The sequence below is a fragment of the Microbacterium sp. A20 genome, from assembly GCF_004794515.1.
Classification (GTDB): domain Bacteria; phylum Actinomycetota; class Actinomycetes; order Actinomycetales; family Microbacteriaceae; genus Microbacterium.
The window spans coordinates 121,615-146,941 of record NZ_SSDF01000088.1; the positions used below are offsets into that span (position 1 = coordinate 121,615).

Annotated in this window: 23 protein-coding genes; 11 read left to right on the forward strand and 12 right to left on the reverse strand. The window is 68.8% G+C overall.

Annotation, left to right across the window (positions count from 1 at the left end; all coding sequences use genetic code 11):
- Positions 1 to 9: 9 nt before the first annotated feature.
- On the reverse strand, positions 10 to 396 hold the full coding sequence (locus DW298_RS15785; RefSeq protein ID WP_136043417.1) for an Rv3235 family protein: 387 nt from the start codon (positions 394 to 396) through the stop codon (positions 10 to 12).
- A gap of 129 nt (positions 397 to 525) precedes the next feature.
- On the opposite strand from DW298_RS15785, the gene DW298_RS15790 reads away from it, so the two are divergent.
- Positions 526 to 1,149, forward strand: a complete 624-nt coding sequence (locus DW298_RS15790; RefSeq protein WP_136043418.1) for a hypothetical protein — start codon at positions 526 to 528, stop codon at positions 1,147 to 1,149.
- Here DW298_RS15790 and DW298_RS15795 read toward each other — a convergent pair.
- Complete coding sequence (locus tag DW298_RS15795; protein WP_136043419.1) at positions 1,137 to 1,415, reverse strand: helix-turn-helix domain-containing protein; 279 nt, start codon at positions 1,413 to 1,415, stop codon at positions 1,137 to 1,139. The two genes, DW298_RS15790 and DW298_RS15795, sit on opposite strands and share 13 nt — an antisense overlap.
- A gap of 98 nt (positions 1,416 to 1,513) precedes the next feature.
- Between DW298_RS15795 and DW298_RS15800 the strand changes: the two genes are divergently transcribed.
- Both DW298_RS15800 and DW298_RS15805 read left to right on the forward strand, forming a co-directional pair.
- On the forward strand, positions 1,514 to 2,137 hold the full coding sequence (locus DW298_RS15800; protein WP_136043420.1) for an SAF domain-containing protein: 624 nt from the start codon (positions 1,514 to 1,516) through the stop codon (positions 2,135 to 2,137).
- The gene (locus tag DW298_RS15805) at positions 2,134 to 3,381 is read left to right on the forward strand and encodes a P-loop NTPase (RefSeq protein ID WP_168429509.1); all 1,248 of its coding nucleotides are present in this window, start codon (positions 2,134 to 2,136) and stop codon (positions 3,379 to 3,381) included. The genes DW298_RS15800 and DW298_RS15805 overlap by 4 nt, the downstream gene beginning before the upstream one ends.
- Here the strand turns inward: DW298_RS15805 and DW298_RS15810 are convergent.
- Positions 3,305 to 4,531: a pyridoxal phosphate-dependent aminotransferase gene (locus DW298_RS15810; RefSeq protein WP_136043422.1), complete on the reverse strand. Its 1,227-nt coding sequence runs from the start codon at positions 4,529 to 4,531 to the stop codon at positions 3,305 to 3,307. The genes DW298_RS15805 and DW298_RS15810 overlap by 77 nt on opposite strands.
- A 65-nt stretch (positions 4,532 to 4,596) precedes the next feature.
- The gene (gene secA / locus DW298_RS15815; RefSeq protein WP_136043423.1) at positions 4,597 to 7,395 is read right to left on the reverse strand and encodes a preprotein translocase subunit SecA; all 2,799 of its coding nucleotides are present in this window, start codon (positions 7,393 to 7,395) and stop codon (positions 4,597 to 4,599) included.
- Positions 7,396 to 7,582: 187 nt separating this feature from the next.
- On the opposite strand from secA, the gene DW298_RS15820 reads away from it, so the two are divergent.
- Positions 7,583 to 8,203, forward strand: coding sequence for a PadR family transcriptional regulator (locus tag DW298_RS15820; RefSeq protein ID WP_136043424.1), 621 nt, complete (start codon positions 7,583 to 7,585; stop codon positions 8,201 to 8,203).
- A gap of 96 nt (positions 8,204 to 8,299) precedes the next feature.
- A complete protein-coding gene (locus DW298_RS15825) occupies positions 8,300 to 9,625 on the forward strand; it encodes a hypothetical protein (protein ID WP_136043425.1) in 1,326 nt (441 codons plus the stop codon).
- A gap of 73 nt (positions 9,626 to 9,698) precedes the next feature.
- Here the strand turns inward: DW298_RS15825 and raiA are convergent, their stop codons facing one another.
- From raiA to mtrA, 5 genes are all read right to left on the reverse strand, one after another.
- Positions 9,699 to 10,355 carry a ribosome-associated translation inhibitor RaiA gene (gene raiA, locus DW298_RS15830; RefSeq protein WP_136043426.1) on the reverse strand — a complete coding sequence of 219 codons (657 nt, stop codon included), beginning with the start codon at positions 10,353 to 10,355 and terminating at the stop codon, positions 9,699 to 9,701.
- Positions 10,356 to 10,490: 135 nt separating this feature from the next.
- Positions 10,491 to 10,970, reverse strand: a complete 480-nt coding sequence (locus DW298_RS15835; RefSeq protein WP_240745162.1) for a phosphoribosyltransferase family protein — start codon at positions 10,968 to 10,970, stop codon at positions 10,491 to 10,493.
- Positions 10,971 to 11,236: 266 nt separating this feature from the next.
- Positions 11,237 to 12,955, reverse strand: coding sequence for a GerMN domain-containing protein (locus tag DW298_RS15840; protein ID WP_240745163.1), 1,719 nt, complete (start codon positions 12,953 to 12,955; stop codon positions 11,237 to 11,239).
- A complete protein-coding gene (gene mtrB, locus DW298_RS15845; RefSeq protein ID WP_136043428.1) occupies positions 12,952 to 14,634 on the reverse strand; it encodes an MtrAB system histidine kinase MtrB in 1,683 nt (560 codons plus the stop codon). The genes DW298_RS15840 and mtrB overlap by 4 nt, the downstream gene beginning before the upstream one ends.
- 7 nt (positions 14,635 to 14,641) lie before the next feature.
- Positions 14,642 to 15,322: an MtrAB system response regulator MtrA gene (gene mtrA / locus DW298_RS15850; RefSeq protein ID WP_136043429.1), complete on the reverse strand. Its 681-nt coding sequence runs from the start codon at positions 15,320 to 15,322 to the stop codon at positions 14,642 to 14,644.
- Between the two features lie 94 nt (positions 15,323 to 15,416).
- Here mtrA and DW298_RS15855 point away from each other — a divergent pair, with 94 nt between their 5' ends.
- From DW298_RS15855 to DW298_RS15875, 5 genes are read left to right on the forward strand one after another with little or no spacing between them, the layout of a single operon-like run.
- Entirely contained in the window at positions 15,417 to 16,820 is a 1,404-nt protein-coding gene (locus tag DW298_RS15855; protein ID WP_136043430.1) for a hypothetical protein, read from the forward strand.
- Positions 16,817 to 17,458: a DUF4129 domain-containing protein gene (locus DW298_RS15860; RefSeq protein ID WP_136043431.1), complete on the forward strand. Its 642-nt coding sequence runs from the start codon at positions 16,817 to 16,819 to the stop codon at positions 17,456 to 17,458. Before DW298_RS15855 ends, DW298_RS15860 begins: the two co-directional genes overlap by 4 nt.
- Entirely contained in the window at positions 17,455 to 18,663 is a 1,209-nt protein-coding gene (locus DW298_RS15865; protein ID WP_136043432.1) for a DUF4350 domain-containing protein, read from the forward strand. Before DW298_RS15860 ends, DW298_RS15865 begins: the two co-directional genes overlap by 4 nt.
- Before the next feature lie 44 nt (positions 18,664 to 18,707).
- A complete protein-coding gene (locus DW298_RS15870) occupies positions 18,708 to 19,631 on the forward strand; it encodes a MoxR family ATPase (protein ID WP_240745165.1) in 924 nt (307 codons plus the stop codon).
- Positions 19,632 to 20,939: a DUF58 domain-containing protein gene (locus tag DW298_RS15875; RefSeq protein WP_136043434.1), complete on the forward strand. Its 1,308-nt coding sequence runs from the start codon at positions 19,632 to 19,634 to the stop codon at positions 20,937 to 20,939.
- Positions 20,940 to 20,977: 38 nt separating this feature from the next.
- On the opposite strand, the gene DW298_RS15880 is transcribed toward DW298_RS15875, so the two are convergent.
- Positions 20,978 to 21,970 (reverse strand): stage II sporulation protein M, encoded by a 993-nt coding sequence (locus DW298_RS15880; RefSeq protein ID WP_136043450.1) that lies wholly within the window; start codon positions 21,968 to 21,970, stop codon positions 20,978 to 20,980.
- 16 nt (positions 21,971 to 21,986) lie between these two features.
- Between DW298_RS15880 and DW298_RS15885 the strand changes: the two genes are divergently transcribed.
- Complete coding sequence (locus DW298_RS15885; protein WP_136043435.1) at positions 21,987 to 22,796, forward strand: RDD family protein; 810 nt, start codon at positions 21,987 to 21,989, stop codon at positions 22,794 to 22,796.
- 32 nt (positions 22,797 to 22,828) lie between these two features.
- Here DW298_RS15885 and ahcY read toward each other — a convergent pair whose 3' ends face one another.
- Together ahcY and DW298_RS15895 are read right to left on the reverse strand one after the other, a co-directional pair.
- A complete protein-coding gene (gene ahcY / locus DW298_RS15890) occupies positions 22,829 to 24,274 on the reverse strand; it encodes an adenosylhomocysteinase (RefSeq protein WP_136043436.1) in 1,446 nt (481 codons plus the stop codon).
- Between the two features lie 43 nt (positions 24,275 to 24,317).
- Positions 24,318 to 25,327, reverse strand: a 1,010-nt coding sequence (locus DW298_RS15895; RefSeq protein ID WP_136043437.1) for an FtsX-like permease family protein, incomplete at its 5' end; no start/stop codon positions are given.

Consider the following 25,327-nt stretch of genomic DNA (forward strand, 5'->3'; position numbering starts at 1 on the left):
TGAGATCCCTCAGAGCACTGCCAAGGAGGTCGCGCGCCAACGCCGATCGATGCCGTCGAGACGGATCGCGACCGCACGCGTGCGGCCCGGCCCCGCCACCACGACGACGGCCTCGATAACCCCGTCGGTCGGCTCGGCGACTCGCAGCGATCTGATCGCGAATGTCGGTCGTGCAGGGGCGACACCCCGCGCACTGCGAGCCCTCGCCGAGAGGTTGGCCCTGGTGACCAGACTCCGATATGCGTCCTCGCTGAACCACCGGGCGAGCTGCTCGACCTCCCTGACCCCGGCGAGCGCCTCGAGGACGCCGGTGGTGAGGCTGCGCAGAAGCGGGGCGGGGTCGGGAAGCTCGCTGGTCGGTGTGGGCTGGGCGGCGAAGTACTCGTGAGGCATCATGTCGAACTCTCGGTCGGGGAGGTCTGAAGTTCGTCAGTACAGCACCGCGGCGCCCGGCGAGGGTGCCGTTTCGAGGAAGTATGTGGATAACTCGTACGTGACACCTGGCCGTCGCCTACGCTCTGTCGGGTGCACTGGGACCGTCTGTTCGAAGACCTCGAAGGCCAGCTCGCGTCGGACTGGGAGGCGGAGCGTGCCGTGCTCGACGCCGAGTCCGAGCGCCTGCGGATCGCGAAACTGGACCTGCGCGCTCGCCTCCGGACGTTGTGCAGCACCGGCACCGACGCGACGATCGACCTCGTGGACGGACGACGGCTGCCTATCACGCTCCAGGCACTCGGAGCGGACTGGCTCGCCGTGGCCTCACGCGATGTCGGCGGCGCCCCACACGCGTCGGGCCCGACAGCATCGGCGCTGATCCTCCCCCTGCACGCCGTCGCCGGCATCACGACCGATCACGGCACGGTCCTCGCGAGCCTCGATGACTCTGCGACCGGGGCGCACCCGCTTCGCGAGCGCATGACGCTCGGATTCGTCCTGCGGGATCTCGCTCGACGGCGGATCCCCGTTCACATCAGCGTGCGCGTCGGCGACGATGTGCACGGCACGATCGACCGCGCGGCGGCGGATCACCTCGATCTGGCGCTGCACGATCCGGGGCAGGCGCGTCTCGCCGGAGCTGTGCGCGGCTTCCGCATCATCCCGTTCTCGACACTCGTCGCCGTACGCACACCCGGAGATCAGTTGCGGTGAGCGGAGGAGGTACCCCAGACCTCGGGGAAGCTTGCGACCTGCGACTGTCTCCACAACGCCATACGGCGGGCGATCTCCGATTCCTCCGCCAGGTAGCCCTCGAGACACGACTCCTCCACCCGCCAGCGGGGAGGCGACCCGAGCTGTGCGCCGCGGAGCCTTCCTTCGTGGAGGAGGGCGATCACCTCGTCCACACCGATGCTCAGGAGTTCAGCCACCTGCGCAGGGGCGAGGAATCGCGACGCGGGCCGGGTCGGGGGTGCCATCCCCCCATTCTCCATGACGGCATCGCGGGGGATCCGGCGCTCTGCTGTCCTGTGGATAACCGGCGGTGCTGGTCCGGGATTTCTGTGACGATATCGCCATGGCTACCCATCCCCGCCCTCGGCGCGCGTTCTGGGGCGACACCCGATTTCTCATCGGCATCGCCCTGGTGGCGCTCTCCATCACCGCGGTCTGGCTCATCATCACCGCATCCGACCATGCGCGGCCGGTGCTCCGAGCCGACCGCACGATCGTGCAGGGCGAGCCCCTGACATCCGACGATTTCCAGGTGATCGAGGTGGGGCTGGGGCTGTCTGCCGAGGACTACCTCGGACCCGAAGATCTGCAGCCCGGTCAGATCGCCGCGCGCACGCTCACGAAGGGTGAGATCCTGCCGGCGACCGCGCTGGCGGATGCCGATCAGACCCGCAGCACCACCATCGTGATCGAGAGCAGCACCGGGATCCCCGGAGAAGTACAGGCCGGGACGGTCGTCGACGTCTGGTCCGCGGCTCTGCTCGACGACGGTCGCTCCTACGACACTCCACGAATCCTCGTCACCGATGTGACCGTCCGCGACGTGATCGAGCCCGACGGCATGCTTGCCGACGCCGTGTCGGCCCGGCTCGAACTCGTGATCGACACGAGCGATGCGGCCGATGTGCTCGCCGCCATCACCGGAGGGGCATCGCTCTCCGTCCTCCCGGTCGGCGCCGGCTCGTGACAGCTGTCGTCGTGGCGATCCCGGAGCCCCGCGCCAGTGAGCTGGCCGCGGAACTGGAGCTCAAGGGGATCCGGGTCCTCGCCGTCCTCCCGGTGCCCACCGGTGAGATCGACCTCCCACGCGATGCAGAGGCGATCATCGTCACCGCCGCGCGCGCAGTGCTGTCGGCCGAGCTGGTGTCCACCTGCGACCGAGCGGGGGTCCGCATCCTCCCGCTCGGAGGTGCCGACAGCCGACTGCTCGGGCGGCTCGGATTATCCGCCGCTTTGCCTCCCGAAGCAGCCGGCTGGGAAGTCGCGGCGGCGCTGGGTGCCGACGTCTCCCCCGAGCCCGCACGACGGTCACTCCCTCCGCACCGCATCATCGCCGTGTGGGGGTCGCACGGGGCACCGGGGCGTTCCACGATCGCCGTCGAACTCGCCGTGGAGCTCGCGCGATCCGGGCGCAGCGTCGCTCTCGTCGATGCCGACACCGTGGCTCCATCGCTCGCGCTGCGGCTGGGGCTCAGCGACGACGCACCCGGCATCGCGGCTGCCTGCCGTCGCGCCGAGCGCGGCGCCCTCGACTCGACGGAGTTGACGCGGCTCGCCACGACGTTGCAGAGCGGCAGCGGCGAGGCCGTCGAAGTGCTCGCCGGCATAAACCGCCCGAGCCGGTGGCCCGAGCTGGGTTCGGCGCGCCTTCGAATGGCGTTGAGCGCCTGCCGTGCATGGATGGAAGAGACGGTCGTCGATGTGGCTGGAGCCTTCGACGCGGACGATGAGGTGACCTTCGACATCGCCGGACCCCGCCGCCACGCCGCGACGACGGCGACGCTGAGCGAAGCGGATCTGATCGTCGCCGTGGCAGCAGCGGACCCACTGGGGATCAGCCGCTTCCTCCGGGACTACGCGGAAGTCCGGCGTCTCACCGCACCGACGCCGGTGTCGGTCGTCATCAATCAGGTGCGCCCGGGGCCGCTCGGGATCGACGCCCGCGGGCAGGTGCGGCGCACGCTCGAGCGGTTCGCCGGCATCACGGAGGTCACGTTCCTCCCGTTCGACCAGCGTGCTGCCGATGCCGCGTTGCTGCATGCCCGTCCGATCACGGATGTCACACCGCGTTCGACACTCGTGGCGGGTATCCGAGGGCTCGCGGCGGCTCTTTCTCCCGCCGATGCGGAGCCCGCTACTGACGGTAGCTTGCGAGGAAGTTCCCGAGTCGCTCGACGGCTTCACTCAGTACTCGGGGCTCGGGGAGCGTGACGAGCCGGAGGTGGTCCGGAGTCGCCCAGTTGAAACCGGTCCCCTGCACCAGGAGGATGTGCTCCGAGACGAGCAGATCGTAGACCAGGCGAGCATCGTCTCTGATCTCGTGCACGTTCGGGTCGAGCCGAGGGAAGGCGTACAGCGCCCCCTGCGGTTTGACGCACGAGACCCCCGGAATCGACTCGAGCCCCTCCCACGCGATGTCGCGCTGCTCGTGCAGTCGACCGGTCGGGGCGATCAGCGCGTCGATGGACTGCACGCCAGAGAGCGCCGCCTGCACCGCGTGCTGGGCGGGCACGTTCGGGCACAGTCGTGTCGAGGCCAGCAACGTGATCCCCTCGAGGAATCCCTTGGCGTGGCCCTGCGGACCCGTGATGACCATCCAACCCGATCGATAGCCCGCGACTCGGTAGGTCTTGGACAACCCGTTGAACGTCAGGCACAGCAGATCGGGGGCGAGCGTCGCGGTGGGGATGTGGACGGCACCGTCGAACAGAATGCGATCGTAGATCTCATCCGACAGCAGCAGCAGCTCATGTTCCCGAGCGATCTGCACGAGCCCTTCGAGGATCTTGCGCGAGTACACGACGCCGGTGGGGTTGTTCGGGTTGATGATCACGAGAGCTTTGGTGCGCGGCGTGATCTTCGAGCGGATGTCCTCGAGGTCGGGCTGCCACTCGTCATCCTCGTCGCACAGATAATGCACGGGCGTACCGCCTGCGAGGCTGGTCATCGCCGTCCACAGCGGATAGTCCGGTGCAGGGATGAGCACTTCGTCGCCCTCGTCGAGCAGCGCCTGCATCGTCATGGTGATGAGCTCGGAGACCCCGTTGCCGAGATAGACGTCATCCGGGTCGAAACGAGGGAAGCCCTCGATCTGCTCGTAGCGGCTCACGACCGCACGGCGAGCAGAGATGATGCCCTTGCTGTCGCTGTAACCGTGCGCGGATGGAAGAGCCGCGAGCATGTCATGCACGATCTGGTGGGGAGCGTCGAAGCCGAAGATCGCGGGATTCCCGGTGTTCAGCTTGAGGATCTTGTGGCCCTCGGCCTCCAGACGCGCCGCCTCGACGAGGGCGTTTCCGCGGATCTCGTACAGGACGTTCTTGAGCTTCGACGACTGGTCGAAGTTGCGCGTTGGGGTCATCGGCCAAGCCTACAGCGACGAAAGGAGGGCCAATCCACGTGGACTGGCCCTCCTCTGCGCTGGAGCTACTTCTTCTTCTTGCCCTGGGCGCGACGCTGCTCACGGTTGCCGGCCGGAGCCTCGGCATCCGTGCGCTGGCCGAAGGCGCCTCGCGGTGCCTCTTCCGGCTCGGCCTGCGGAGCCTGAGCGCGAGCCGCCGCCTGACGGACACGATCGGTCGCCGCCTGCTGGACCTGACCACGATCGTTGCGGACCTCGACCTCGCCTGCGTCGTTCGCCGCGGAGTACTCGAGACGCTGCTCTCCCCCGTCCGTGGCGAGACCCTTGGCCTCGACCTCGGCGGTCTGGGAGTCGCCGGCACGCCGCACCTCGACCTCGAGGTTGTAGAGGTATCCGACGGATTCCTCCTTGATCTGGCCCATCATCGACTGGAACATCGCGTAGCCTTCGCGCTGGTACTCGATGAGTGGATCACGCTGAGCCATCGCGCGCAGCCCGATGCCGTCCTTGAGGTAGTCCATCTCGTAGAGGTGGTCGCGCCAGCGGCGGTCGAGCACCTGAAGCACCACGCGACGCTCCAGTTCACGCGTGGCCGCCTCGCCGAGCGCCTCCTCGCGCGCCTCGTACGCGATCTTCGCGTCGGAGAGCAACTCGCGGGTGAGTCCGTCTGCCGTGATGCCGCCCTTGCGCCCCGCTGCTTCCGAGACGACCTCGTCGATCGTCACGCCCACCGGGTAGAGCGTCTTGAGCTCGGTCCAGAGCGCGTCGAAGTCCCAGCTCTCGTTGTGGCCCTCGCCGGTGTGGTCGCGGACCACGCCGCTGATCGCATCCTCGATGAAGTGCTGGACGCGGTCGGCGATGTCATCGCCCTGCAGGATGTGGCGACGGTCGGCGTAGATGGCCTCGCGCTGACGGTTCAGGACGTCGTCGTACTTGAGGACGTTCTTGCGCATCTCGGCGTTGCGCGACTCGACCTGGGACTGGGCGCTGCGGATCGCGCGGGATACGAGTCCCGACTCGATCGGAACATCGTCCGGGAAGTTCGTGCGGGCGAGGATCGCCTCGGCGGCACCCGACTGGAACAGTCGCATCAGGTCGTCGGTGAGGCTCAGGTAGAAACGGCTCTCGCCGGGATCGCCCTGACGCCCGGAACGACCACGGAGCTGGTTGTCGATGCGACGCGACTCGTGACGTTCGGTGCCCAGAACGTAGAGACCCCCGGCCTCGATGACCTTCTCGGCTTCCTCTGCGACGACGGCTTTCATCGCCTCGTAGGTCTCATCCCACGCGACCTCGTACTCCTCGGGCGTCTCGACGGGGTCGAGCCCCTTGCCCTTGAGTTCCTGGACCGCGAGGAACTCGGCGTTTCCGCCGAGCATGATGTCGGTGCCTCGACCGGCCATGTTCGTGGCGACGGTGACCGCCCCCAGGCGGCCGGCACGGGCGACGATCTCGGCCTCACGCGCGTGGTTCTTCGCGTTGAGGACCTCGTGCTTGACGCCCTTCTTCGCGAGCAGACGCGACAGGTACTCGCTCTTCTCGACGCTCACGGTTCCGACCAGCACCGGCTGCCCGGCGGCATGGCGCTCGGCGATGTCCTCGACGACCTGCTCGAACTTCGCCGTCTCGTTCTTGTAGACGAGGTCCGACTGGTCCTTGCGGATCATCGGCCGGTTCGTCGGGATCGGGATGACACCGAGCTTGTAGGTCGACATGAACTCCGCGGCCTCGGTCTCGGCCGTACCCGTCATGCCGGCGAGCTTGTCGTAGAGACGGAAGTAGTTCTGCAGCGTGACCGTCGCGAGAGTCTGGTTCTCGGCCTTGACCGGCACACCCTCCTTGGCCTCGATCGCCTGGTGGATGCCCTCGTTGTAGCGGCGTCCGACCAGGATTCGGCCCGTGTGCTCGTCGACGATCATGACCTCGTCGTTCATGACGACGTAGTCGGTGTCCTTCTTGAACAGGGCGAGCGCCTTGATCGAGTTGTTGAGGAAGGAGATGAGCGGAGTGTTGGCCGACTCGTACAGGTTGTCGATGCCGAGGTAGTCCTCGACCTTCTCGATACCTGGCTCGAGCACGCCGACGGTGCGCTTCTTCTCGTCGACCTCGTAGTCCACGCCGACCTCGAGGGTGCGGGCGATCTTCGCGAACTCGGCGAACCAGCGGTTGGCCTCCCCCGAGGAGGGGCCCGAGATGATGAGCGGGGTGCGCGCCTCGTCGATGAGGATCGAGTCGACCTCATCGACGATCGCGAAGAAGTGCTCGCGCTGGACGAGGTCTTCCTTGCGCCAGGCCATGTTGTCGCGCAGGTAGTCGAAGCCGAACTCGTTGTTCGTGCCGTACGTGATGTCGGCCGCGTACTGCTCGCGACGCACCGCGGGGGTCTGTCCGGAGACGATGATGCCCGTGGTCATGCCGAGGGCCCGGAACACGCGCCCCATCAGCTCGGCCTGGTAGCTCGCGAGGAAGTCGTTGACCGTGATGACGTGCACGCCCTTGCCGGCGATCGCGTTCAGGTACGCGGGCAGGGTCGCGACGAGGGTCTTGCCCTCACCGGTCTTCATCTCGGCGATGTTGCCGAGGTGGAGGGCGGCGCCGCCCATGACCTGCACGTCGTAGGCACGCATGCCGAGGGTGCGCTTGGCAGCCTCACGCACCGCGGCGAACGCCTCGGGCATGAGCTGGTCGAGCGTCTCGCCCTTCTCGAAGCGCGCGCGCAGCTCGACGGTCTCGTTGCGCAGCTCGTCGTCGGTGAGCTTGGAGATGTCCTCTTCCAGCGCTCCCACTGCCTTGACGACCTGATTCAGGCGGCGGATGACCCGCCCCTCGCCAGCGCGCAGCAGCTTCTCAAGAGGATTGGCCACGGATGTCATCTCCCTGTCAGTGGGTAAATCGCCGGCCATCGGTGAACCCGACGCCAGGCATACTTTGCCATGTTACCGGTCTGTGACCTGCACGTCGCCTGCACGAGACTCCCGCACGAGGATTCGGATGGTTACCGAGTATGCATATACTCGGTAACGCATTCGAGCGACAATCAGGGAGCACACCATGTCGGTACGTCAGAGCCTGCTCGCGATCCTCGATCAGGGCCCCTGTTACGGCTACCAGCTGCGGCACGAATTCGACCGACGCACCGGCTCCACCTGGCCACTGAACGTCGGACAGATCTACAACACCCTCGAGAGGCTCGAGCGTGACGCTCTCGTGGAGCGGGGCGACGCCGACGAGCATGGTCACGTGTACTGGCAGATCACCGATGCCGGCTCCGCCGAGGTCGCCCACTGGCTCTCCTCCCCCGTGGTGCGGACGCAGGCGACGCGGGATGAGCTCGCGATCAAGCTCGCGGTCGCCGCGACGATGCCTGGAGTCGACGTCGCGGCGGTCATCGAATCACAGCGCACGGCCTCACTGCGTCAACTGCAGTCGCTGCAGCACGCGAAGTACGCCGGCGGCGACGCGGACGGTCCGGAGGAGCTCTCCTGGGCCCTGGTCGTCGATTCGATGATCTTCGCCGCTGAGGCCGAGGTGCGCTGGCTCGACCACGCGGAACAACGTCTCGGCTCGCACCCGCGACACGCGATGGCGCTCGAACTCGCGACCGAGCGGCCCAAGCGCGGGCGGCCCGCGAAGACCGGAACCGCACTCGCGGGTGCCGCACCGTCGCTGTGAGCGACGAGACGGTCGCGTGACGTGCCCTGAGCGAACAGCGCCGGCCCGAAGCGTATGCTCAGCCACCGCCGCTGCCCAAGAAACTAGGATCGAGCCATGGCTGGATTTTGGGGCAGACGCAAACGCGAACAGGAAGAGCTCGCCGCACAGGACGCCGATCTGGCGCGTCGCGCCGAGCAGGCACTGGTCGGCGCGGATGAGCGGATCCGCACGACGTCGGACGAGCTCTCCTTCGCCGAAGCCGAGCTCGGTGAGTCGCTGACCGCCGATCTGCGCAAGGCTCTCACCGCGGTGCGCACCCACCTGCGCGAGGCGTTCCAGCTGCACCAGTTGAACCATGATGAGATCCCCGACACGGCCGAGGAGCTGCGCACCCGGAACGCGCGCATCCTGCAGCTGTGCGACTGGGCTCAAGACCTTCTCGACGAGAAGACCTCCGTCCTCGCAGAATCCGTGGCCAAGGTGCGCCGCGCACCCGAGATCATCGCGCAGGTTCGGGCGGACGCTGCCGAGCTCAGCACACGCATCCCCCAGACCAACGAAGCCGTCGCACGCCTCTCGGCTCGCTACGCAGACTCCGCGATGCACCAGATCACGGCCAGCGCGGCCGAGGCCGAGCAGCTCATCCGCTTCGCCACCCACAGCGCCGACATCTCCGAGCGCCGTCGTGCGGCCAAGCAGAACGAAGAGGCGAACGTCGCCCTCGAGACGGCCACCGAGGCCACGCGGCGCGCATCCGCGCTCCTCGATGCGGTCGAGGACTTCGAGATCGAGGCGCTCCGCGCGGAGTCCACCCTCGCCGAAGTCGTGGCCGACTCCCGCGGCGACCTCATCGCCGCACGCAACGCGCCCGCGGTACCCGCCGTCGCAGAAGCCGTCGCCGCGCTCCAGGCCGCTCTCGCCGCCCTCACCCCGTCCGGCCAGCCCAACGACCCGTTCGCCGAGCTCTCCCAGTTGCGCGACGCCAACTCCGCGCTCGACGAAGCCATCGCCAAAGCCCGCCACCGCGCCGAGAACCCGCTCCCGAGCATCGCGCAGGTGCAGCACGCGATCGATGACGCTGACCGCCAACTCGGCGTCGCCCGCGGTCTCATCGCCGGCCATCGCGGGTGGATCGGCGCCGATGCGCGCACGCGCCTCGCCGAGGCGGAGCGACTCCGCGTCGATGTCTCCGACCTCCTTCCGGCGGAAGACACGCGCGAAGCGGCCCTCGTGCAGGCTCGTCGCGTCGCGCATCTCGCCTCCGAGGCGCTCCAGCTCGCCCAGCGCGACATCGACTCTTCCCGCCCTCGGGATCAGGACTGGGGCGGCGGTGGCGGTTGGGGAGGCGGACCGCGGCGCGGCGGTGGGGGCGGCGACATCGCATCCGGCATCCTCGGTGGCCTCGTGATCGGAAGCCTCCTCGACGGAATCTTCGACTGACGTACCACGCCCGCGGCACCACGACGTCAGAACGGCCCGGCCCCTCGAGGGACCGGGCCGTTCTGCAACTCTGTCAGGACGCGAGAGCCTCAGAGGGCGGAGCCTGCGTGCTCAACGCGATCACACCGTAGTCCCAACCCTTGCGCCGGTAGACGACGCTCGGGTGGTCGGTGCGGACGTCGACGAACAGGAAGAAGTCGTGCCCGACCAATTCCATCCGATCGACCGCCTCTTCCACGGTCATCCACTCGGCGTCGAAGCTCTTCGTGCGGATGACGACGGGCGAGTAGCTCTCTTCCTCCGACTGCTGCACGGGGACGCTGCCCGTCGCGACGGCATGGAGCACATCGACGGATGCCGGCTGGACGTCGATGCCCTCCAGCGACCCGCTGCCCTTCTCGAAGTGGGCGCCGCGCGGGTGCTGTCGGCCGTCGACACGCTTCTCCTTCGCGCGACGAAGTTGCTCGGACATCTTGTCGATGGCGAGGTCGAGAGCCACGAACTTGTCACCGTCCGTCGCCTCCGCGCGGACGACGGGCCCCTTGCCGACCAGCGTCAGCTCGACGGTCTCGTCCGGGATGCGGCCGTTGCGATACACGCGGTGGGTGACTTTGACATCCAGTCGTTGCGCCCGCGACGCGAACATCTGGACCTTGGCGATCTTCTCTTCGACAACGGTTCGGAAGCGATCGGTGATACCCACTCCGACGCCAACGATGCTTGTTTCCATTGCTGCCTCCTTGTCCCGGTCCTCCCGGCCAAGGGCGGACCGTGGTCGCCTTGTGTCACCCCACCGTAGTCCGACCGCCGACGGATGTCACGGGGTTGCGCCCCTGTGTCGGCGGTGCATTCTCGATGAGGTTCCTCAGAATCCCGATCGATGCGGCGTGGCGGCGAGCGCGACTGCTGCCACGGTGCGGAAGCCGGCCGCTTCGAGAACACGGGACGCTTCATCGAGCGTCGCCCCGGTCGTGACCACGTCGTCGACGATCACGGCCTCGGCGCCCGCCCCCCGGCGCCGCGCACGCATCGTGCCACGGACGTTCTCCTCACGCTCACGCGCGCCCAGGCCACGCTGATCGATGCCGGTGGCGGCGACCGACAGCACCGGTCGCGGTTCAGCGCGCGCGCGACGGATCAGCAGCTCGGGCACTCGATAGCCGCGGCGGCGGAACGCCCTCCGGGTGGTGGGGACCGGAACGATCCAGGTCATCGGCGTCACGAGTGGGGAGAGCACCGTCGCGAGCGCCGAGGCGAGCGGACGGGCGAGGAAGGTCTCACCCTCGCCCTTGAGCCGACGGATGCAGCGGGCCGCGACTCCGCCGAACTCGAGAGCTGCGTGCACCGGCAGTCCTCCCGGGGTCACCGACGATCGCGGACGCGGCGTCAGGTCGCCGCGGCACCGGGAACACAACAGCGTCCCGGGTTCATCGCACCCTGCGCATGTCGCCGCCAGCAGGAAAGCCGCCAGCTCCGCGCCGACACCGGGAAGAAGGGAGGATCGCTGCATCTGACGATTCTGACGCCGTGCGCTCGACTCCACCGATGACGCCGCCGCTACCGCCGCTGCCACCGACAACGGGGATGACTACCCCTGCCGTGCAGGAGGAGTCACTCCCCGACCCGAGTGGCGAGCACCGAGATGTCGGACGCGACCTCGCGCCACGCCGACCCCGCGTGTGCGAACAACTGTCCGCCCGCGCCGAGGATGCGGACACCGGCAGCGGTCCGCGCACCCGCGGCCGAGACGGAATCTCCCGGAGCCGCCTCCGACGTGCCGGGGCCGCCCACCGTCTGGGTGATGAGCCGGGGACTCACCGGATCCACCAGCACACCGAGCCGATCCGGCCCCAACCACACCAGACCCGTTGCGGGCTCATCGATCTGCACCAGCTGCTTGGCATCGCCGAGCTCGACCGGAAGTCCCGTCGAATCGCGGACGATCGCGGCCACGACGACCCAGCGCTGCTTGCCGACGGTGACCACCGCGGCCACCCGGCTGCCGTCGCCGGCGACGCGCAGGTCCGAGACCGCGGATGCCGTCGGCCACGCATTCCCGATCGCGTGCGCGGCGATGTCGCTCCCCCACGCCTGAAGGGCCGCCGGGTCTCCTTCGGGGACGGTCCAGGTGTACCCGTAAGGATCGAGGGACGGCTCGATCAGTCCCGGCGGCGCGTCGAACTCGTTGCGGCTCCCGTCGCCGACCCGATACACCCGCCCGTCGCCGAGCTGGACGGCCGCGATCGAGTCGTCCAGAGCCACATCGATCGACGCGATGGGCTGAGGCATCGCAGCGATCTCGTCGCTGATTCCCGCGATCGGGGAGATCTCGTCCCCCACGATCCGACCGAACACGCCGTTCTGCAGCACGAGAGTACCGATCTCCGCCGACGGCTCCACGACGTCGACCACCCCGGCGTCGACGCTGCGGCCGTCGACGGTGAACTGCACCCTGGTGACGGCGACCCCCGCGGCCCGGAGAGTGGCCTGCAACTGCGTGCGCATCCGGGAGAGCGTCGTCTCGTCGAGCGCGGCCGCCGGGCGGGTGAGCGCGACGTCGGCCACCTGCCCGGTGATGAGGACGGCGTCCTGGGCCAGCTGCACGTCGGCCGGGAAGGCGTTCTGCACGGCCGGGTCGAGCCAGTCGCTGGGAGCACCGCCGATCAGGGCCTGCGTCACCGTCGTCGCCGGACTCTGCCTCCGCGGGAACCAACGCATGTCGGGGACCAGGCGCGACCAGCTGAGATCGAAGTACTGCAGCGGATAGCCCTCGAAGACGTTCTCGAATCGAGGCTCATCGATCACGATCCCGTCGAGCGCCTCCGTGATGCGCCACTCACCGTCCTCCATGCGCTGGAGTGTGAACGGCATGGTGGACGCGCCGAGTGCTTCCGAGTACGTGTTCGCGTCGTCGACACTCGCGACCAGGTCGAGCAGGACCTGGACGTCGGCCGAGTCCGCGTTCTCGACCTCCGCCTGCGGAACGGTGGAGGTGATCGTGCGCGTGTCGGTGCCGACGTCGATGGACACCCCTGCCGCCGGTCGCCACGTGCGCTGCAGGTCGGGAGCGAGGAACTCCCGCGCCGTGGCCCAGTTGTCGGACGTCGTGATCCCCGCTTCGAGGAAACCCTCGACGATCTCCTCGGGTCCGGCGCCCTTGATCGGCCCGGAGGCCACGGGAAGGAAGTCGACATCCTGCGTGGATTCGCCGAGTTCGAGCCCCACCGAGACCCCGCCGCTGGTCGGAAGTCCGGCGCAGGCCGTGAGCAGGAGCGCCACGAGGGCCACCGCCCCACCGCGCAGCGTCCTCGTCCATCCGGTTCGATTCATGACCTGTCGCTCTCGTCGAAGAGTCCGGGGGGAGGATCGGTGAGGGAGATCGGCTGCGTCGCGTCGCCGAGTTCCGCGAGCGGCTCCTGCGGTTCGATCGGGATCGGGCTCGGTCCGTCCAGCACACCCTCATGACGGGGAATCGTGAGGACGAAGTTCGTGCCGACGCCCAGCTCCGACCAGACGGCGAGCGTGCCGCCGTGCAGCGTGGCGTCACCGAGCGCGATGGACAGTCCCAGGCCGGTCCCTCCGATCGTCCGCTGACGAGAGGGATCGGCGCGCCAGAACCGGTCGAACACCCGCTCCGCGTCCTCCGGCTCCATTCCCATACCGAAGTCCCGGACACCCGCCGCCACCGCGTGCTGATTGCTGTCGATGGTGATGACGACCGGGCGCCCCTCGCCGTGTTCGATGGCGTTGCCGATCAGATTGCGCAGGACGCGCCGCACGCGGCGGGGGTCCATGTCGACGGGCGAATATCCCCCGGGGGCGACCAGTCTCAGCTCCGTGCCGTGCCCGTCGGCCAGCGGTCGCATCTGGTCGATGATGTCCTCCGCCAGATGCGCGAGGCTCGTCGCCTCCAGCTCGAGCTGCACCGACCCCGCGTCGTACCGGCTGATCTCCAGGAGGTCGGACAGCAGCGTCTCGAACCGCTGCACCTGTGTGTGCAGCAGTTCGGCGGTGCGGGCGGTCGTGGGATCGAACTCCTCGCGCTGGTCGTTGAGCATGTCCGCGGCGAGCCGGATGGTCGTGAGCGGAGTGCGAAGCTCGTGCGAGACATCCGAGACGAACCGCTGCTGCACCATCGACAGCTCGCCGAGCTCCTTGATCTGCGCCTCGATGCTGTCGGCCATCGCATTGAAGGATCGACCGAGCACGGCGAGCTCGTCTTCTCCGTGCACATCGATGCGCACTCCGAGTTCGCCCGCCGCCAGTCGCGCGCTCGTCTCGGCGGCCTGCACGATCGGGGAGGACACCGCCCGCAGGACGATCCAGGAGATGGCCGCGACGATGGCCACCAGCCCGATCCCGGCGATCCACAGGGTTCGCTGCACGAACACGAGCGTCTGATCGGCATCGCCGAGGTCGTAGGCGAAGTAGATCTCGAACGGCCCAGCTTCCGGCACCTGCAGCTGCTGTCCCACGACGATGCCGGGGACGGCCGGGCCGTCCTCCACCGGAAGTGCCACCGACTGCCAGGCCTGGCGATCGTCGAGCTTGACCACGCGTGCGCGGAGATTCGGGCTCAGCAGACTCTCGTTCAACCCCGCCTCGAAACCGTTCAGTCGCGCGGTATCCGCGCCGGTGTCGATCTTGTAGCCGGCGAGCTGGTCGGTGCTCGAGGTGCGGGCCAGCGTGTCCTGGATGCCGGCCCAGAGACTCGAGAGCGCAGCGGGGTCGTCTCCCACCTCGGCCACATCGAGGATGCGCTGGGCCTGGTCCACCGCGCGGCGGGCGTCTTCGAGAGCGACGGTCTTGCGCGAGATGAAGAGGTCGTTCTGGATCACGAGCGCCATCGTCACGCAGGTGATGAAGATCGCCAGCGAGGTCGCGAGCAGCGTGATCGAGAGGGTACGGAACCGCAGCGACCGTCGCCACAGAGTGGCGAGCATCGTCGGCCAGCCGCGCCAGTCGCGCAGGACAGCGACCGTCGTGGTGGTCGCTGTCGTCGCGGCCATCGTGCTCCTAGCCGACGCTCCCGGCACGGTAGCCGACGCCACGCACCGTCATCACGATCTTCGGGTTGTCCGGGTCGAGCTCGACCTTGGCGCGCAGGCGCTGCACGTGCACGTTCACCAGACGGGTGTCGGCCTTGTAGTGATATCCCCACACCTGCTCCAGCAGCATCTCGCGGGAGAACACCTGCTGCGGTTTAGAGGCGAGAGCGACCAGCAGCTGGAACTCCAGCGGAGTGAGCGCGATGGGCGCCGTGCCCCGACGCACCTCGTGGGCGTCGACATCGACGGTGAGGTCCCCCACCCGCAGCTGCTCGCTGGTGGTCTGCGGCGTCGGACGCAGACGGGTGCGGATGCGTGCCACGAGCTCCTTCGGATTGAAGGGCTTGACCATGTAGTCGTCGGCGCCCACCTCGAGGCCGCGGACGACGTCTGCGGTGTCGCTGCGCGCCGTGAGCATGATGATCGGGACGCCCGATTCCGCGCGTATGCGGGTGCAGATCTCGATCCCGTCCATGCCGGGCAGCATGAGGTCGAGCAGCACGAGATCGGGCCGCTGCGCGCGCCACTCGTCGACGGCACGCGCACCGTCCGCGCAGAACACCGGCTCGAATCCCTCGGTGCGCAGCACGATGCCGATCATCTCGGCGAGCGCTGTGTCATCGTCGACCACGAGAATGCGTGAGGTCATAACTGTTACCTTATGGCACCGAGTCCCGCCGACCCCAGGTCTGCGCACCACGTGTGCGGTGTGACACGATGGAGCCACCATGGAGGGAGTGCCTGTGAGTGGCCAGATGTGGACGCCCGCGCCGAAGAAGGGGGTCATCCCCCTCCATCCGCTGACGTTCGGGATGCTGCTGGGCCGGGCCTTCGCGGCCCTGCGACACAACCCGAAGGTGCTGTTCGGCTTCGCCGTCGTGATCCAGCTCGTCGCGACCGTCGTCACGGCGTCTGTGATGGGAGTCGTCCTGTTCACGACCTTCTCCCGCCTGGAGACCGTCTCCCCCTCCTCCCCCGACTTCGAGGCGGTGCTGGCCGGGACCATCGGGATCAACCTCATCGCCGGCCTCGGCGTCGGACTCGCATCGATCGCCTTCACGGCAATGATGCAGGGTGTGGTCGCCGCAGAGATCGGCTACGCAGCCGTCGGGGTCAAGGCCACGCTGCGGATGCTCTGGCGCCGGATGGCACCGGCGTTCTGGCGTCTCGCCGGTTTCGCGTCGCTCTCGGTGATCGCCCTGTTCGGCATCCTCGCCATCGTGGTGAGCATCATCGCTGCCTTCGTCGCCGGTGGTGCGGGCGGAAGCGTCGAGCTCATCGGCGTCGTCGTCCTCGTCGTGGTCCTCCTCGCACTCGCCGCGATCCCCCTGTCCGTCTGGCTGACGACGAAGCTGCTGCTGGTGCCGTCGATCCTCGTCCTCGAGCGCGCACGGTTCCGCGATGCCTTCGTGCGTTCCTGGCGACTCACCCGCGGCCGTTTCTGGGTCGCTTTCGGCGTGACCTTCCTCATCAGCGCCATCATGGGCATCGCGGCGCAGGTGGTGAGCATCCCGGCCACGCTGCTCAGCGGCCTGCTCGGCTCGGTCATCGCTCCCACCGGCGCACAGGACCCGAGCGCCGTCGTCGGCTTCGTGCTCAGCTTCCTCGCACCTCAGATCCTGCTCCTGGTCATCCAGGCGATCACTCTCGTGGTGCAGAGCACCGGGTCGGCACTCGTCTACCTCGACTGCCGGATGCGGTACGAGGGGCTGGACCAGACGCTCATCGCCTATGTCGAGCACCGTGATCTGGGCGGGACGGAAGATCAGCTCGGCGATCCGTTCCGCGTCGATCCGGCGAGAGCCGTCACCTCCGCGCCTCCGCCCCGGCAGGTGCCGGACCACGTGCTGATGACACAGGGCGCCTCCCCGCAGCCATACCCCGGACAGCCGTACCCCGGACAGCCGTATGCTCAGCAGCCGCAGCCGTACGGGCAGCAGCCCTACGCGCCACAGGCGTATGCACCGCAGCAGAGCAGCGCGCCGACGACGCCAGCGACCGCGCCGGTCACGAGCGCTCCCGGGGCGTTCCCGCCGCCTCCGCCACCTGCGGCAGCTGCGGCAGCTGCTGCCGCATCGAATCCGACTCACGCACCCGGACCGGCTGACGGAGGCTGGGCTGCACCCGGCAGCGACGACACGGCATGATCTCCCGGTTCGACGACCTGTTCATCCCCGACGGGGATGAGGCACGCCGATGGGCGGAAGACGAGCTCGCCAACCCGCGGTATGCGGACGCGAAGCCGACGTGGTTCGATCTCGTCGCCCGAGACATCGGCCGCTTCCTCGCCGATCTGTTCAGTTCCGATAACGGCGCGAGCATCGGACCGTCCGCCCTCATCATCGTGTCGGTCATCATCGTCGCCGCTCTCATCGCAGCCCTCGTCATCTGGGGTCGGCCGCGCAGCTCGCGTGCCGTGCGACGTGCACGGGGCGACCTCCTCGGCGAGTCCGATGACCGCACGGCGGCACAGCTCCGAGCCGATGCCGAGCGCAGCGCCCGCGCGGCCGACTGGAGCACCGCGACGATCCTCCGCTATCGCGCGATCGCCCGCAGCCTCCTCGAACGCGATCTGATCGATCCCGCCCCCGGCGCCACCGCGCAGTCGATCGCTCGCGATGCCGGCGCTGTCTTCCCGGATGAGGCCTCAGCGCTGCGCCGCGCAGCCGTGGCGTTCGACGACGTCCGTTACCTCGGGCACCCGGCGACGGCGGAGACCTACCAGGACCTCGCGGCAACGGACGAACGTCTCCGCACCCGTCGCCTCGAGGCGGTGCCGGCATGACCGTGACCGAGCAGAGCGGGACCGCCGCGGCGACGGCCGAGCGTCGACCACGCAGAAGGAACACCGTCCTGGGCTGGGGCATCATCGTCGTCCTCGTCCTCGTCGCCGTGTTCGTCGCCGTCCGCGTCAGCGCCTCGCCACCGGCGGACCACGGAGCTCTCGACCCCGAAGGGCGTGATGACTCCGGTGCCCTCGCCCTCGCGGAGATCCTTCGCGACCAGGGCGTCGAGGTCGACGTCCGACGATCGCGGGTGGAGGCGCGTGCCGCCATCGATGAGGGAACCACGCTGGTCATGGCGAATCCGTACACGCTCACCGATGACGCCCTCGAGACCCTGATGGAACCGGCCGATCGTGTCGTCTTCCTCTCGACGAGCTCGCACCTGCTGAACACGCTGCGCATCGGCGAGAACGCCCCGGGCACGCGCTCGGCCGTGGAGGCGGCGTGCGCTGTCCCGGAGTTCGCGGAGGTCGGCACGATCCGCGCCGACCGTCTCTTCTCCCCCGCCGCTGAGGTCGAGGGGTGCTTCGGAGATGGCGACGGCGCCGCCGTGCTCGTCGATGACCGCGCCGGAGACCGCCGCGTCGTCGTGGAGGGTACCCGGCTCTTCAGCAACGCGTACCTGGCGGAGAACGGCAACGCCGCGCTCGCGCTCGCACTCCTCGGGCAGAGCGATCGGGTCGTCTGGTACGTGCCGAGCCTCGGCGATTCCGACATCGAGGGGAAGTCGGTCGACACGTTGGGGAGCCTCACTCCCCCGTGGGTCACACCGGCGATCCTCCTGCTGCTGCTCGCCGGAGTCGCCGCGTCGGTCTGGCGCGGTCAGCGTTTCGGGCCCCTCGTCGCCGAGACGCTGCCGGTGACGGTGCGCGCGTCCGAGACGATGCACGGCCGCGCACGTCTCACCGCCAGGGCCGCTGATGCCGCGCACGCTGCCGAGGCCCTTCGCGACGGCGCGCAGCGGCGCCTCGCCCGCCGCCTGGGTCTGGCCGTGCATGCCGGCGCGGACGAGGTCGCCGACGCCGCGTCCGACCGGCTCCGGATCCCCCGGGGAACCCTGCAGACGCTGTTGGCGGGGCCTCTCCCCACCGACGACGCGGCCCTGGTCGACCTCGCTCGACGTCTCGACGAGCTCGAGGCGGCCGTGGAGACCAGCACCCGTCGATCGACCATCCATCCCACAGAAGCCGAGGGAACCACGTGACCGTTGAGAACCACTCCACCGACGACGCCGCGCTTCGTCAGGCCATGCACCGGGTGCGCACCGAGGTCGACAAGGCGGTCATCGGCCAGGCCGGCACCGTCACCGGCCTCCTCGTCTCGCTGCTCGCACGAGGCCACGTGCTCCTGGAAGGAGTGCCCGGCGTCGCCAAGACGCTGGTCGTCCGGTCGTTCGCACGTGCCCTCGGCCTCGACACGAAACGCGTGCAGTTCACGCCGGACCTGATGCCGGGCGACGTCACGGGTTCCCTCGTGTACGACGCGCGCACGGGCGAGTTCGACTTTCGCGCCGGCCCGGTCTTCACCAACATCCTGCTCGCGGATGAGATCAACCGGACGCCGCCGAAGACGCAGGCCGCCCTCCTCGAGGCCATGGAGGAGCGCCAGGTGTCGGCCGACGGTGTCAGCCGCCCGCTGCCCGATCCCTTCCTCGTCGCTGCGACCCAGAACCCGATCGAGCACGAGGGCACGTACTCGCTGCCCGAAGCGCAGCTGGATCGCTTCCTGATGAAGCTCGTCGTCGGCATGCCGGAGCGCGACGCCGAGGTGTCGGTGCTCCGCCGGCATGCCGAGGGCTTCTCCCCGCGCGAGCTGACCGGCGTCGAGGCCGTCGTCTCCGCAGACGAGATCCGCGCGGCACAGCAGGCCGCCGCCTCGGTCGACGTCACCGATGACGTGCTGGGATACGTCGTCGATCTGGCGCGCGCGACGCGGCAGTCCCCCTCCGTCGAACTCGGCGCGAGCCCCCGCGCCTCGACCGGCCTCCTCGCCGCCGCCAAGGCCTGGGCGTGGTTGAACGCCTCCACCGCGGTGACACCCGATCACGTGCAGACGATGCTCGTGCCGGTGTGGCGTCACCGCCTCCAGCTGCGACCGGACGCCCAGATGGAGGGCGTCTCCGCCGACGCCGTGCTCACCTCGGTCGTGCAGCAGACCAGGGTTCCGATCTAGGTGTTCATCACCGGTCGTCTCGCCGTCGCCCTCGCCGTCGGCGTCGTTCCGCTGGTCCTCGCCGGGCTCGCGGGCTATCCGCCGTACCCCGTGCTGGGCGCCTGGATCGGCCTCTGCATCCTTCTGGTCGTCGTGGATCTCGCCCTCGCCGCGAGCGCCCGGTCGGTGACGGTCAGCCGCCGGTTGCCCAAGCGCGCCCGGCTCGACGAACAGGTCCCGGTGAGCGTCGCCGTCCACAACCACGGTGCCCGATCGCTGCACGCGGTGATCCGCGACGCCTGGCAGCCCACGGCCGGCGCCCCCGCCGAGAGACAGCAGCTGCGGGTGGACCCGGGCGAGCGCGGTCGCGTGGCCATCCCGCTCACTCCGCGCCGACGCGGAGAGCTCGTGAGCGAGTTCGTTATGGTCCGCTCGCGCGGGCCCCTCGGTCTCGCCGGTCGACAGGCACGGCATCCGGTCCGAGGAGCGATCCGTGTGCTTCCCGCCTTCACCTCGCGAAAGCACCTCCCGTCGAGGCTGGCTCGGCTGCGCGAGCTGGACGGCAACACGAGCATCCAGGTCCGAGGCCAGGGAACCGAGTTCGACTCGTTGCGCGAGTACGTCCGCGGCGACGACGTGCGTTCGATCGACTGGCGAGCGACCGCGCGCGCCGGCACGACGATGCTGCGCACCTGGCGACCCGAACGCGACCGGCATGTCGTCATCATCATCGACACCGGTCGGACGGCAGCCGCACGCGTGGGCGACGGCACCCGGGTCGATGCAGCCCTCGAAGCGGCGCTGCTGCTGGCAGCCCTCGCCTCGCGGGCAGGAGACCACGTGCACCTGCTGCTGTACGACCGCGTCGTGCGCGGCCGGGTCACCGGTGTGGACGGCACGGCACTCCTGCCTGCGATGAGTGACGCCATGGCGCCCGTGCACGCGCGCCTGGTGGACACCGACTGGCACGGTGCCTTCGCCGCCGTACGCACGCTCACCACACGGCCTTCCCTGATCGTCGTGCTCACAGCGCAGGACGCCGCCGAGTCCGCTCGCGGCTTCCTCGGTGCCTTCCCCACCGCGTCGCGTGCGACCACCGTGCTCGTCGGGTCGGTCACCGACGACGGCATCGCTGCGCTCGCGCGTGAACGCGGTTCCCGCGAGGACGTCTATCTCGCCGCGGCGGCCGAGCGGACGCTGCGCGATGCCGAGAACGTCGCGGATGCGATCCGCAGAGCGGGTGGCGAGGCGATCGCCGCCGATCCGGAAGAGCTACCGCCCCGCATCGCCGACCGCTACCTCGAGCTGAAGGCGGCCGGCCGGCTCTGACCGCGGTCGCCCTCAGGCGGTCCGCGATCAGCCGGTCATCAGCCGGCGATGAGTCGAGGCGTGCCCGCTTCGTACTCGACGAGGTCGCCGGTCTCGCCACGGCGATGCGCCCGCCCGCCGATGACGAGCATGTAGATGAGGAACACCGCCAGCGCGGCAGCGCCGATGCCGATCTTCACCGGCCACGGCAGTCCCCAGCCGGTGACGAAGCCCTCCACGAGCCCGGCGAGGAAAAGGGCGAACACGAGCCCGAGTGCGACCGTCGCGAGCGATCGCCCCTCTTCGGCCAGCGCCTCCCCGCGGGTGCGGTGTCCCGGAGCCACCCACGCCCAGAACACGTGCAGACCGGCGGCGGCCGCGACGAAGATGCAGGTCATCTCGAGCATGCCGTGCGGAAGGATGTAGAGCACCATCAGGTCGGCCTTGTCGTACGCGGCCATGACCGCGCCGGACGTCCCGAGGCCCATGGCATTCTGCACGAGCATGTACACCGGCCAGATTCCTGTGACGCCGAAGAGCACGCACTGCATGGCGATCCAGGCGTTGTTCGTCCAGACCATGCCCATGAACTCGGCAGCGGGATTCTCGGTGTAGTAGCCCGTGAAGCTCTCGTCGGCATACTGTTCGAGCATGTCCGGCGGACCGAGGGTCGCGACGAGGGCCGGGTCACTCGCGATCCACGCCGCTGTGCCGACCGCGACGGCGATGAAGGCGAGGGCGATCACCAGTGTCGTCCACCGCAGCCGGTACAGGGCGGCCGGAAGCTGCAGTCGGAAGAACCGAGCGGTCTGGGTGAGGATGCTGTCGGATGCTCCGGTGAGGCGCAGCCGGGCGCGGACCAGGATCGTGGAGAGGTAGGCACCCTGCGGGGAGTCGCCGACCGACGTCTTCAGCTCGGCGAGATCTGCGGAGGCGGCGCGGTATCGCACGATCAGTTCGTCCACGCCGGTGCCGTCGAGCCGGGCTCGGCTGAGTTCCTCGAGCCGTTCCCATTCCGCACGGCGAGCATCGGTCAGCGCATCGGCATCCACCTGATTTACTGTACTCATGTCCGTCCCGATCGACGTCTCCGACGAGGTGCTCTCCGGCGAAGCCGTCGCGATCGACGTGCAGCCGGTCGGCTTCCTCCTGCGCGCTCTGGGCGCCGCGATCGACATGCTCCTGGGATATGCGGTGTTCATCCTCTGGCTCTTCCTGCGCATCTGGCTGCTCGATGCCGGCGTGCTCGACGATGCCACCGACCGCATCGCCACGGTCGCGGCGATCGTCGTGAGCTTCGTGGTGCTGCCCATCACGATGGAGGTCGCCCTCAAGGGCCGCAGCCTCGGCAAGCTCGCCGTCGGAGGGCGGATCGTCCGCGTGGACGGTGGCGCAGCCGGATTCCGGCACGCGTTCATCCGGGCGCTTCTCGGAGTACTCGAGATCTACATGACCTTCGGCGGCATCGCGGTGCTCACCGGCGCTTTCACGGCGCGATCGCAGCGTCTGGGCGACCTGGTCGCCGGCACCTACAGTCAGCGCGTCCGCACTCCTGCACTCCCCTCGCACGTGCCGGTACTGCCCCCTGCTCTGGCCGGCTGGGCGCAGATCGCCGACGTGGCGCGCATGCCCGACCGCCTCGCGCGCCGGATCTCGCAGTTCCTCGTGAGCGCGCCGCGGATGGTCCCCGCCGCTCGAGCGCGGGTGGCGCACGATCTGCTCGCCGAGGCGACGCCCTTCGTCTCGCCGATGCCGTCAGCCCCGCCGGAGCAGGTGCTGGTGGGCATCACCGTCCTCCGGCGGGAGCGGGAACGGCGCGCGCTGGAGAATGCCGACCGTCGAGCCGAGCGCCTCACCGGCCGACGCGTCGGCGTCTGATCCGTCCCCCGCTGACCGGGCCGCGGGAGCGATCAGTAACGGTAGTGGTCGAGCTTGTACGGTCCGTCCACCGGAACGCCGATGTACGCCGCCTGCTCTTCGCTGAGGGTGGTGAGCCGCACACCCAGTGCGTCGAGGTGGAGGCGGGCGACCTTCTCGTCGAGCACCTTCGGGAGGACGTAAACACCGGTGGGATAGGCGGCGATGTTCGTGTAGAGCTCCAGCTGCGCGAGCACCTGGTTGGTGAACGAGGCGCTCATGACGAACGACGGATGCCCGGTGGCGTTGCCCAGGTTCATCAGGCGCCCCTCGCTGAGCACGAGGACGCTGCGTCCGCTCGGCAGACGCCATTCGTGCACCTGCGGCTTGATCTCGATCTTCTCGGCGCCCTCGATGGCTTCGAGGCCCGCCATGTCGATCTCGTTGTCGAAGTGGCCGACATTGGCGACGATCGCAAGATGCTTGAGGGCCTGAAGATGCTCTGTCGTCACGACATCACGGTTGCCGGTGCCGGTCACCACGATGTCGACCTCACCCGCGACGTCGATCAGGCGTGCCACCTGGAACCCGTCCATCGCCGCCTGCAGTGCGCAGATCGGATCGACCTCGCTGACGATCACCCGGGCGCCCTGTCCGCGGAGCGCCTCGGCTGCACCCTTGCCCACATCGCCGTACCCGCACACGAAGGCGACCTTGCCGCCCATGAGCACGTCGGTCGCACGGTTCAGACCGTCCGGGAGGGAGTGCCGGATGCCGTACTTGTTGTCGAACTTGCTCTTGGTCACCGAGTCGTTGACGTTGATGGCCGGGAAGAGCAGCTCCCCTGAGGCGGCGAGCTCGTAGAGCCGGTGCACGCCGGTGGTGGTCTCCTCCGTCACCCCGATGAGCCCTGCGGCGAGCTTCGTCCAGCGATCGGTCGACGACGCGAGCGAACGGCGCAGCAGGTCCAGGATGACCGAGTACTCGTGCGAGTCGGCGTCGGTCGCAGCCGGGACAGCACCCGCCTTCTCGAACTCGACGCCCTTGTGCACGAGCAGCGTGGCGTCGCCGCCGTCGTCGAGGATGAGGTTCGGCCCGTCGAATCCGCTCGACGACCAGTCGAAGATGCGCTCGGTGCACGCCCAGTACTCGTCGAGCGTCTCCCCCTTCCAGGCGAAGACCGGCACCCCCGCCGGGGCGTCGACCGTGCCACCTGGGCCGACCACGACGGCGGCGGCTGCTTCGTCCTGGGTGGAGAAGATGTTGCAGCTTGCCCACCGCACCTGGGCGCCGAGCGCCACGAGCGTCTCGATGAGCACGGCCGTCTGCACCGTCATGTGCAGAGAACCCGCGATCCGCGCTCCCTTCAGCGGCTGCGCGGCACCGAACTCCTCCCGGAGCGACATCAGCCCCGGCATCTCGTTCTCGGCGAGCCGCAGCTGGTGACGGCCGGCTTCGGCGAGGGACAGGTCGGCGACGCGGTATTCGAGCTCAGGCATTTTCGTATTCTTCCATCACGATCAAGCCAGCACAGCGTGCGCGTCAGAAGCGGATGGCGTCGATCACCTTCACGCGCAGCGCGACGAGTGCGGGGATGAATCCCGACACCGCACCGACGATCACCGAGGCGACGAGCCCGACGAGGGCCGCCCGCATCGGGAACGGCGGGACGTCCTGGATGCCGTAGAACATCGAGGTGACGACCCAGTCGGAGCGCAGCACCGCGACGACGATCGCGATCCCGATCACACCCGCGACCGTCGTGGCGACGAGACTCTCGAGGAACACCGCGAAGAACACACGCCCCGAGCTCGCACCGAACGCACGGCGGACTCCGATCTCGCGGACGCGCTGACGCATCGCCACGAGCTGGACGTTGATCAGGCTCAGTGCCCCGAGCGCGAGGATGAGCGCGGCGATCCCGCCCGTGATCATCTCGAATGTGGCCTGGACGTCCATAGCTCCCGATTGCGCCGCCCAGTCGGTGCGGCTCACCGACACCGTCTGCCCCTCCGGCAGCCCGGCGCGCAGGTCCATCGCCAGCACCGGGCCGATCTCGTCGGCCTGCTGGGCTCCCACCCAGACCTCGTACTGCGTCATCGCATCGGGCGGCAACGCGTCCACACGAGCGCGATACGCGTCATAGAGCAGGTCGACCCGCAGTTCTTCGTCGCCGAACCCCTGGCGCGGGACGATGCCGATCACCTGGTAGGTGCCACCGGCCGGACCACCGAACACGACGGTCGGATGCTGCGCCAGCGGCACCCGCCCCAGACGGTCCCACAGCGCTTCGGTGATGACCACCGGTGGGGCCAGGGCCTCGACGTCGGTGTCGAGGAACCAGCGTCCCTCGAGAAGCTGCTCGCGGTGGATCTGCGAGAAGGCCGGATCCATCACGCGCGCCGGGACCGCGGTGATGCCCTCTGGAAGCTGCGCGTCCATCATGATCCCCTGCGCGATGCGCGCCGTGTGGCTGAAGCCGAATCGCTCCGAGACGCGGCTAAAACGAGCATCGAAGTCATCGTCGTCACGAGCGACGAGGTCACGGCGAC

What these genes read in the sequence shown, in the direction of transcription:
- mtrA (WP_136043429.1), bottom strand. Translation starts at nt 15,322, where the DNA reads ATGACCTCACGCATTCTCGTGGTCGACGATGACACAGCGCTCGCCGAG.
- DW298_RS15820 (WP_136043424.1), top strand. Translation starts at nt 7,583, where the DNA reads ATGTCGGTACGTCAGAGCCTGCTCGCGATCCTCGATCAGGGCCCCTGT.
- DW298_RS15800 (WP_136043420.1), top strand. Translation starts at nt 1,514, where the DNA reads ATGGCTACCCATCCCCGCCCTCGGCGCGCGTTCTGGGGCGACACCCGA.
- mtrB (WP_136043428.1), bottom strand. Translation starts at nt 14,634, where the DNA reads ATGGCCGCGACGACAGCGACCACCACGACGGTCGCTGTCCTGCGCGAC.
- DW298_RS15795 (WP_136043419.1), bottom strand. Translation starts at nt 1,415, where the DNA reads ATGGCACCCCCGACCCGGCCCGCGTCGCGATTCCTCGCCCCTGCGCAG.
- raiA (WP_136043426.1), bottom strand. Translation starts at nt 10,355, where the DNA reads ATGGAAACAAGCATCGTTGGCGTCGGAGTGGGTATCACCGATCGCTTC.
- DW298_RS15810 (WP_136043422.1), bottom strand. Translation starts at nt 4,531, where the DNA reads ATGACCCCAACGCGCAACTTCGACCAGTCGTCGAAGCTCAAGAACGTC.
- DW298_RS15840 (WP_240745163.1), bottom strand. Translation starts at nt 12,955, where the DNA reads ATGAATCGAACCGGATGGACGAGGACGCTGCGCGGTGGGGCGGTGGCC.
- DW298_RS15885 (WP_136043435.1), top strand. Translation starts at nt 21,987, where the DNA reads ATGTCCGTCCCGATCGACGTCTCCGACGAGGTGCTCTCCGGCGAAGCC.
- DW298_RS15860 (WP_136043431.1), top strand. Translation starts at nt 16,817, where the DNA reads ATGATCTCCCGGTTCGACGACCTGTTCATCCCCGACGGGGATGAGGCA.
- DW298_RS15870 (WP_240745165.1), top strand. Translation starts at nt 18,708, where the DNA reads ATGCACCGGGTGCGCACCGAGGTCGACAAGGCGGTCATCGGCCAGGCC.
- DW298_RS15865 (WP_136043432.1), top strand. Translation starts at nt 17,455, where the DNA reads ATGACCGTGACCGAGCAGAGCGGGACCGCCGCGGCGACGGCCGAGCGT.
- DW298_RS15785 (WP_136043417.1), bottom strand. Translation starts at nt 396, where the DNA reads ATGATGCCTCACGAGTACTTCGCCGCCCAGCCCACACCGACCAGCGAG.
- ahcY (WP_136043436.1), bottom strand. Translation starts at nt 24,274, where the DNA reads ATGCCTGAGCTCGAATACCGCGTCGCCGACCTGTCCCTCGCCGAAGCC.
- DW298_RS15825 (WP_136043425.1), top strand. Translation starts at nt 8,300, where the DNA reads ATGGCTGGATTTTGGGGCAGACGCAAACGCGAACAGGAAGAGCTCGCC.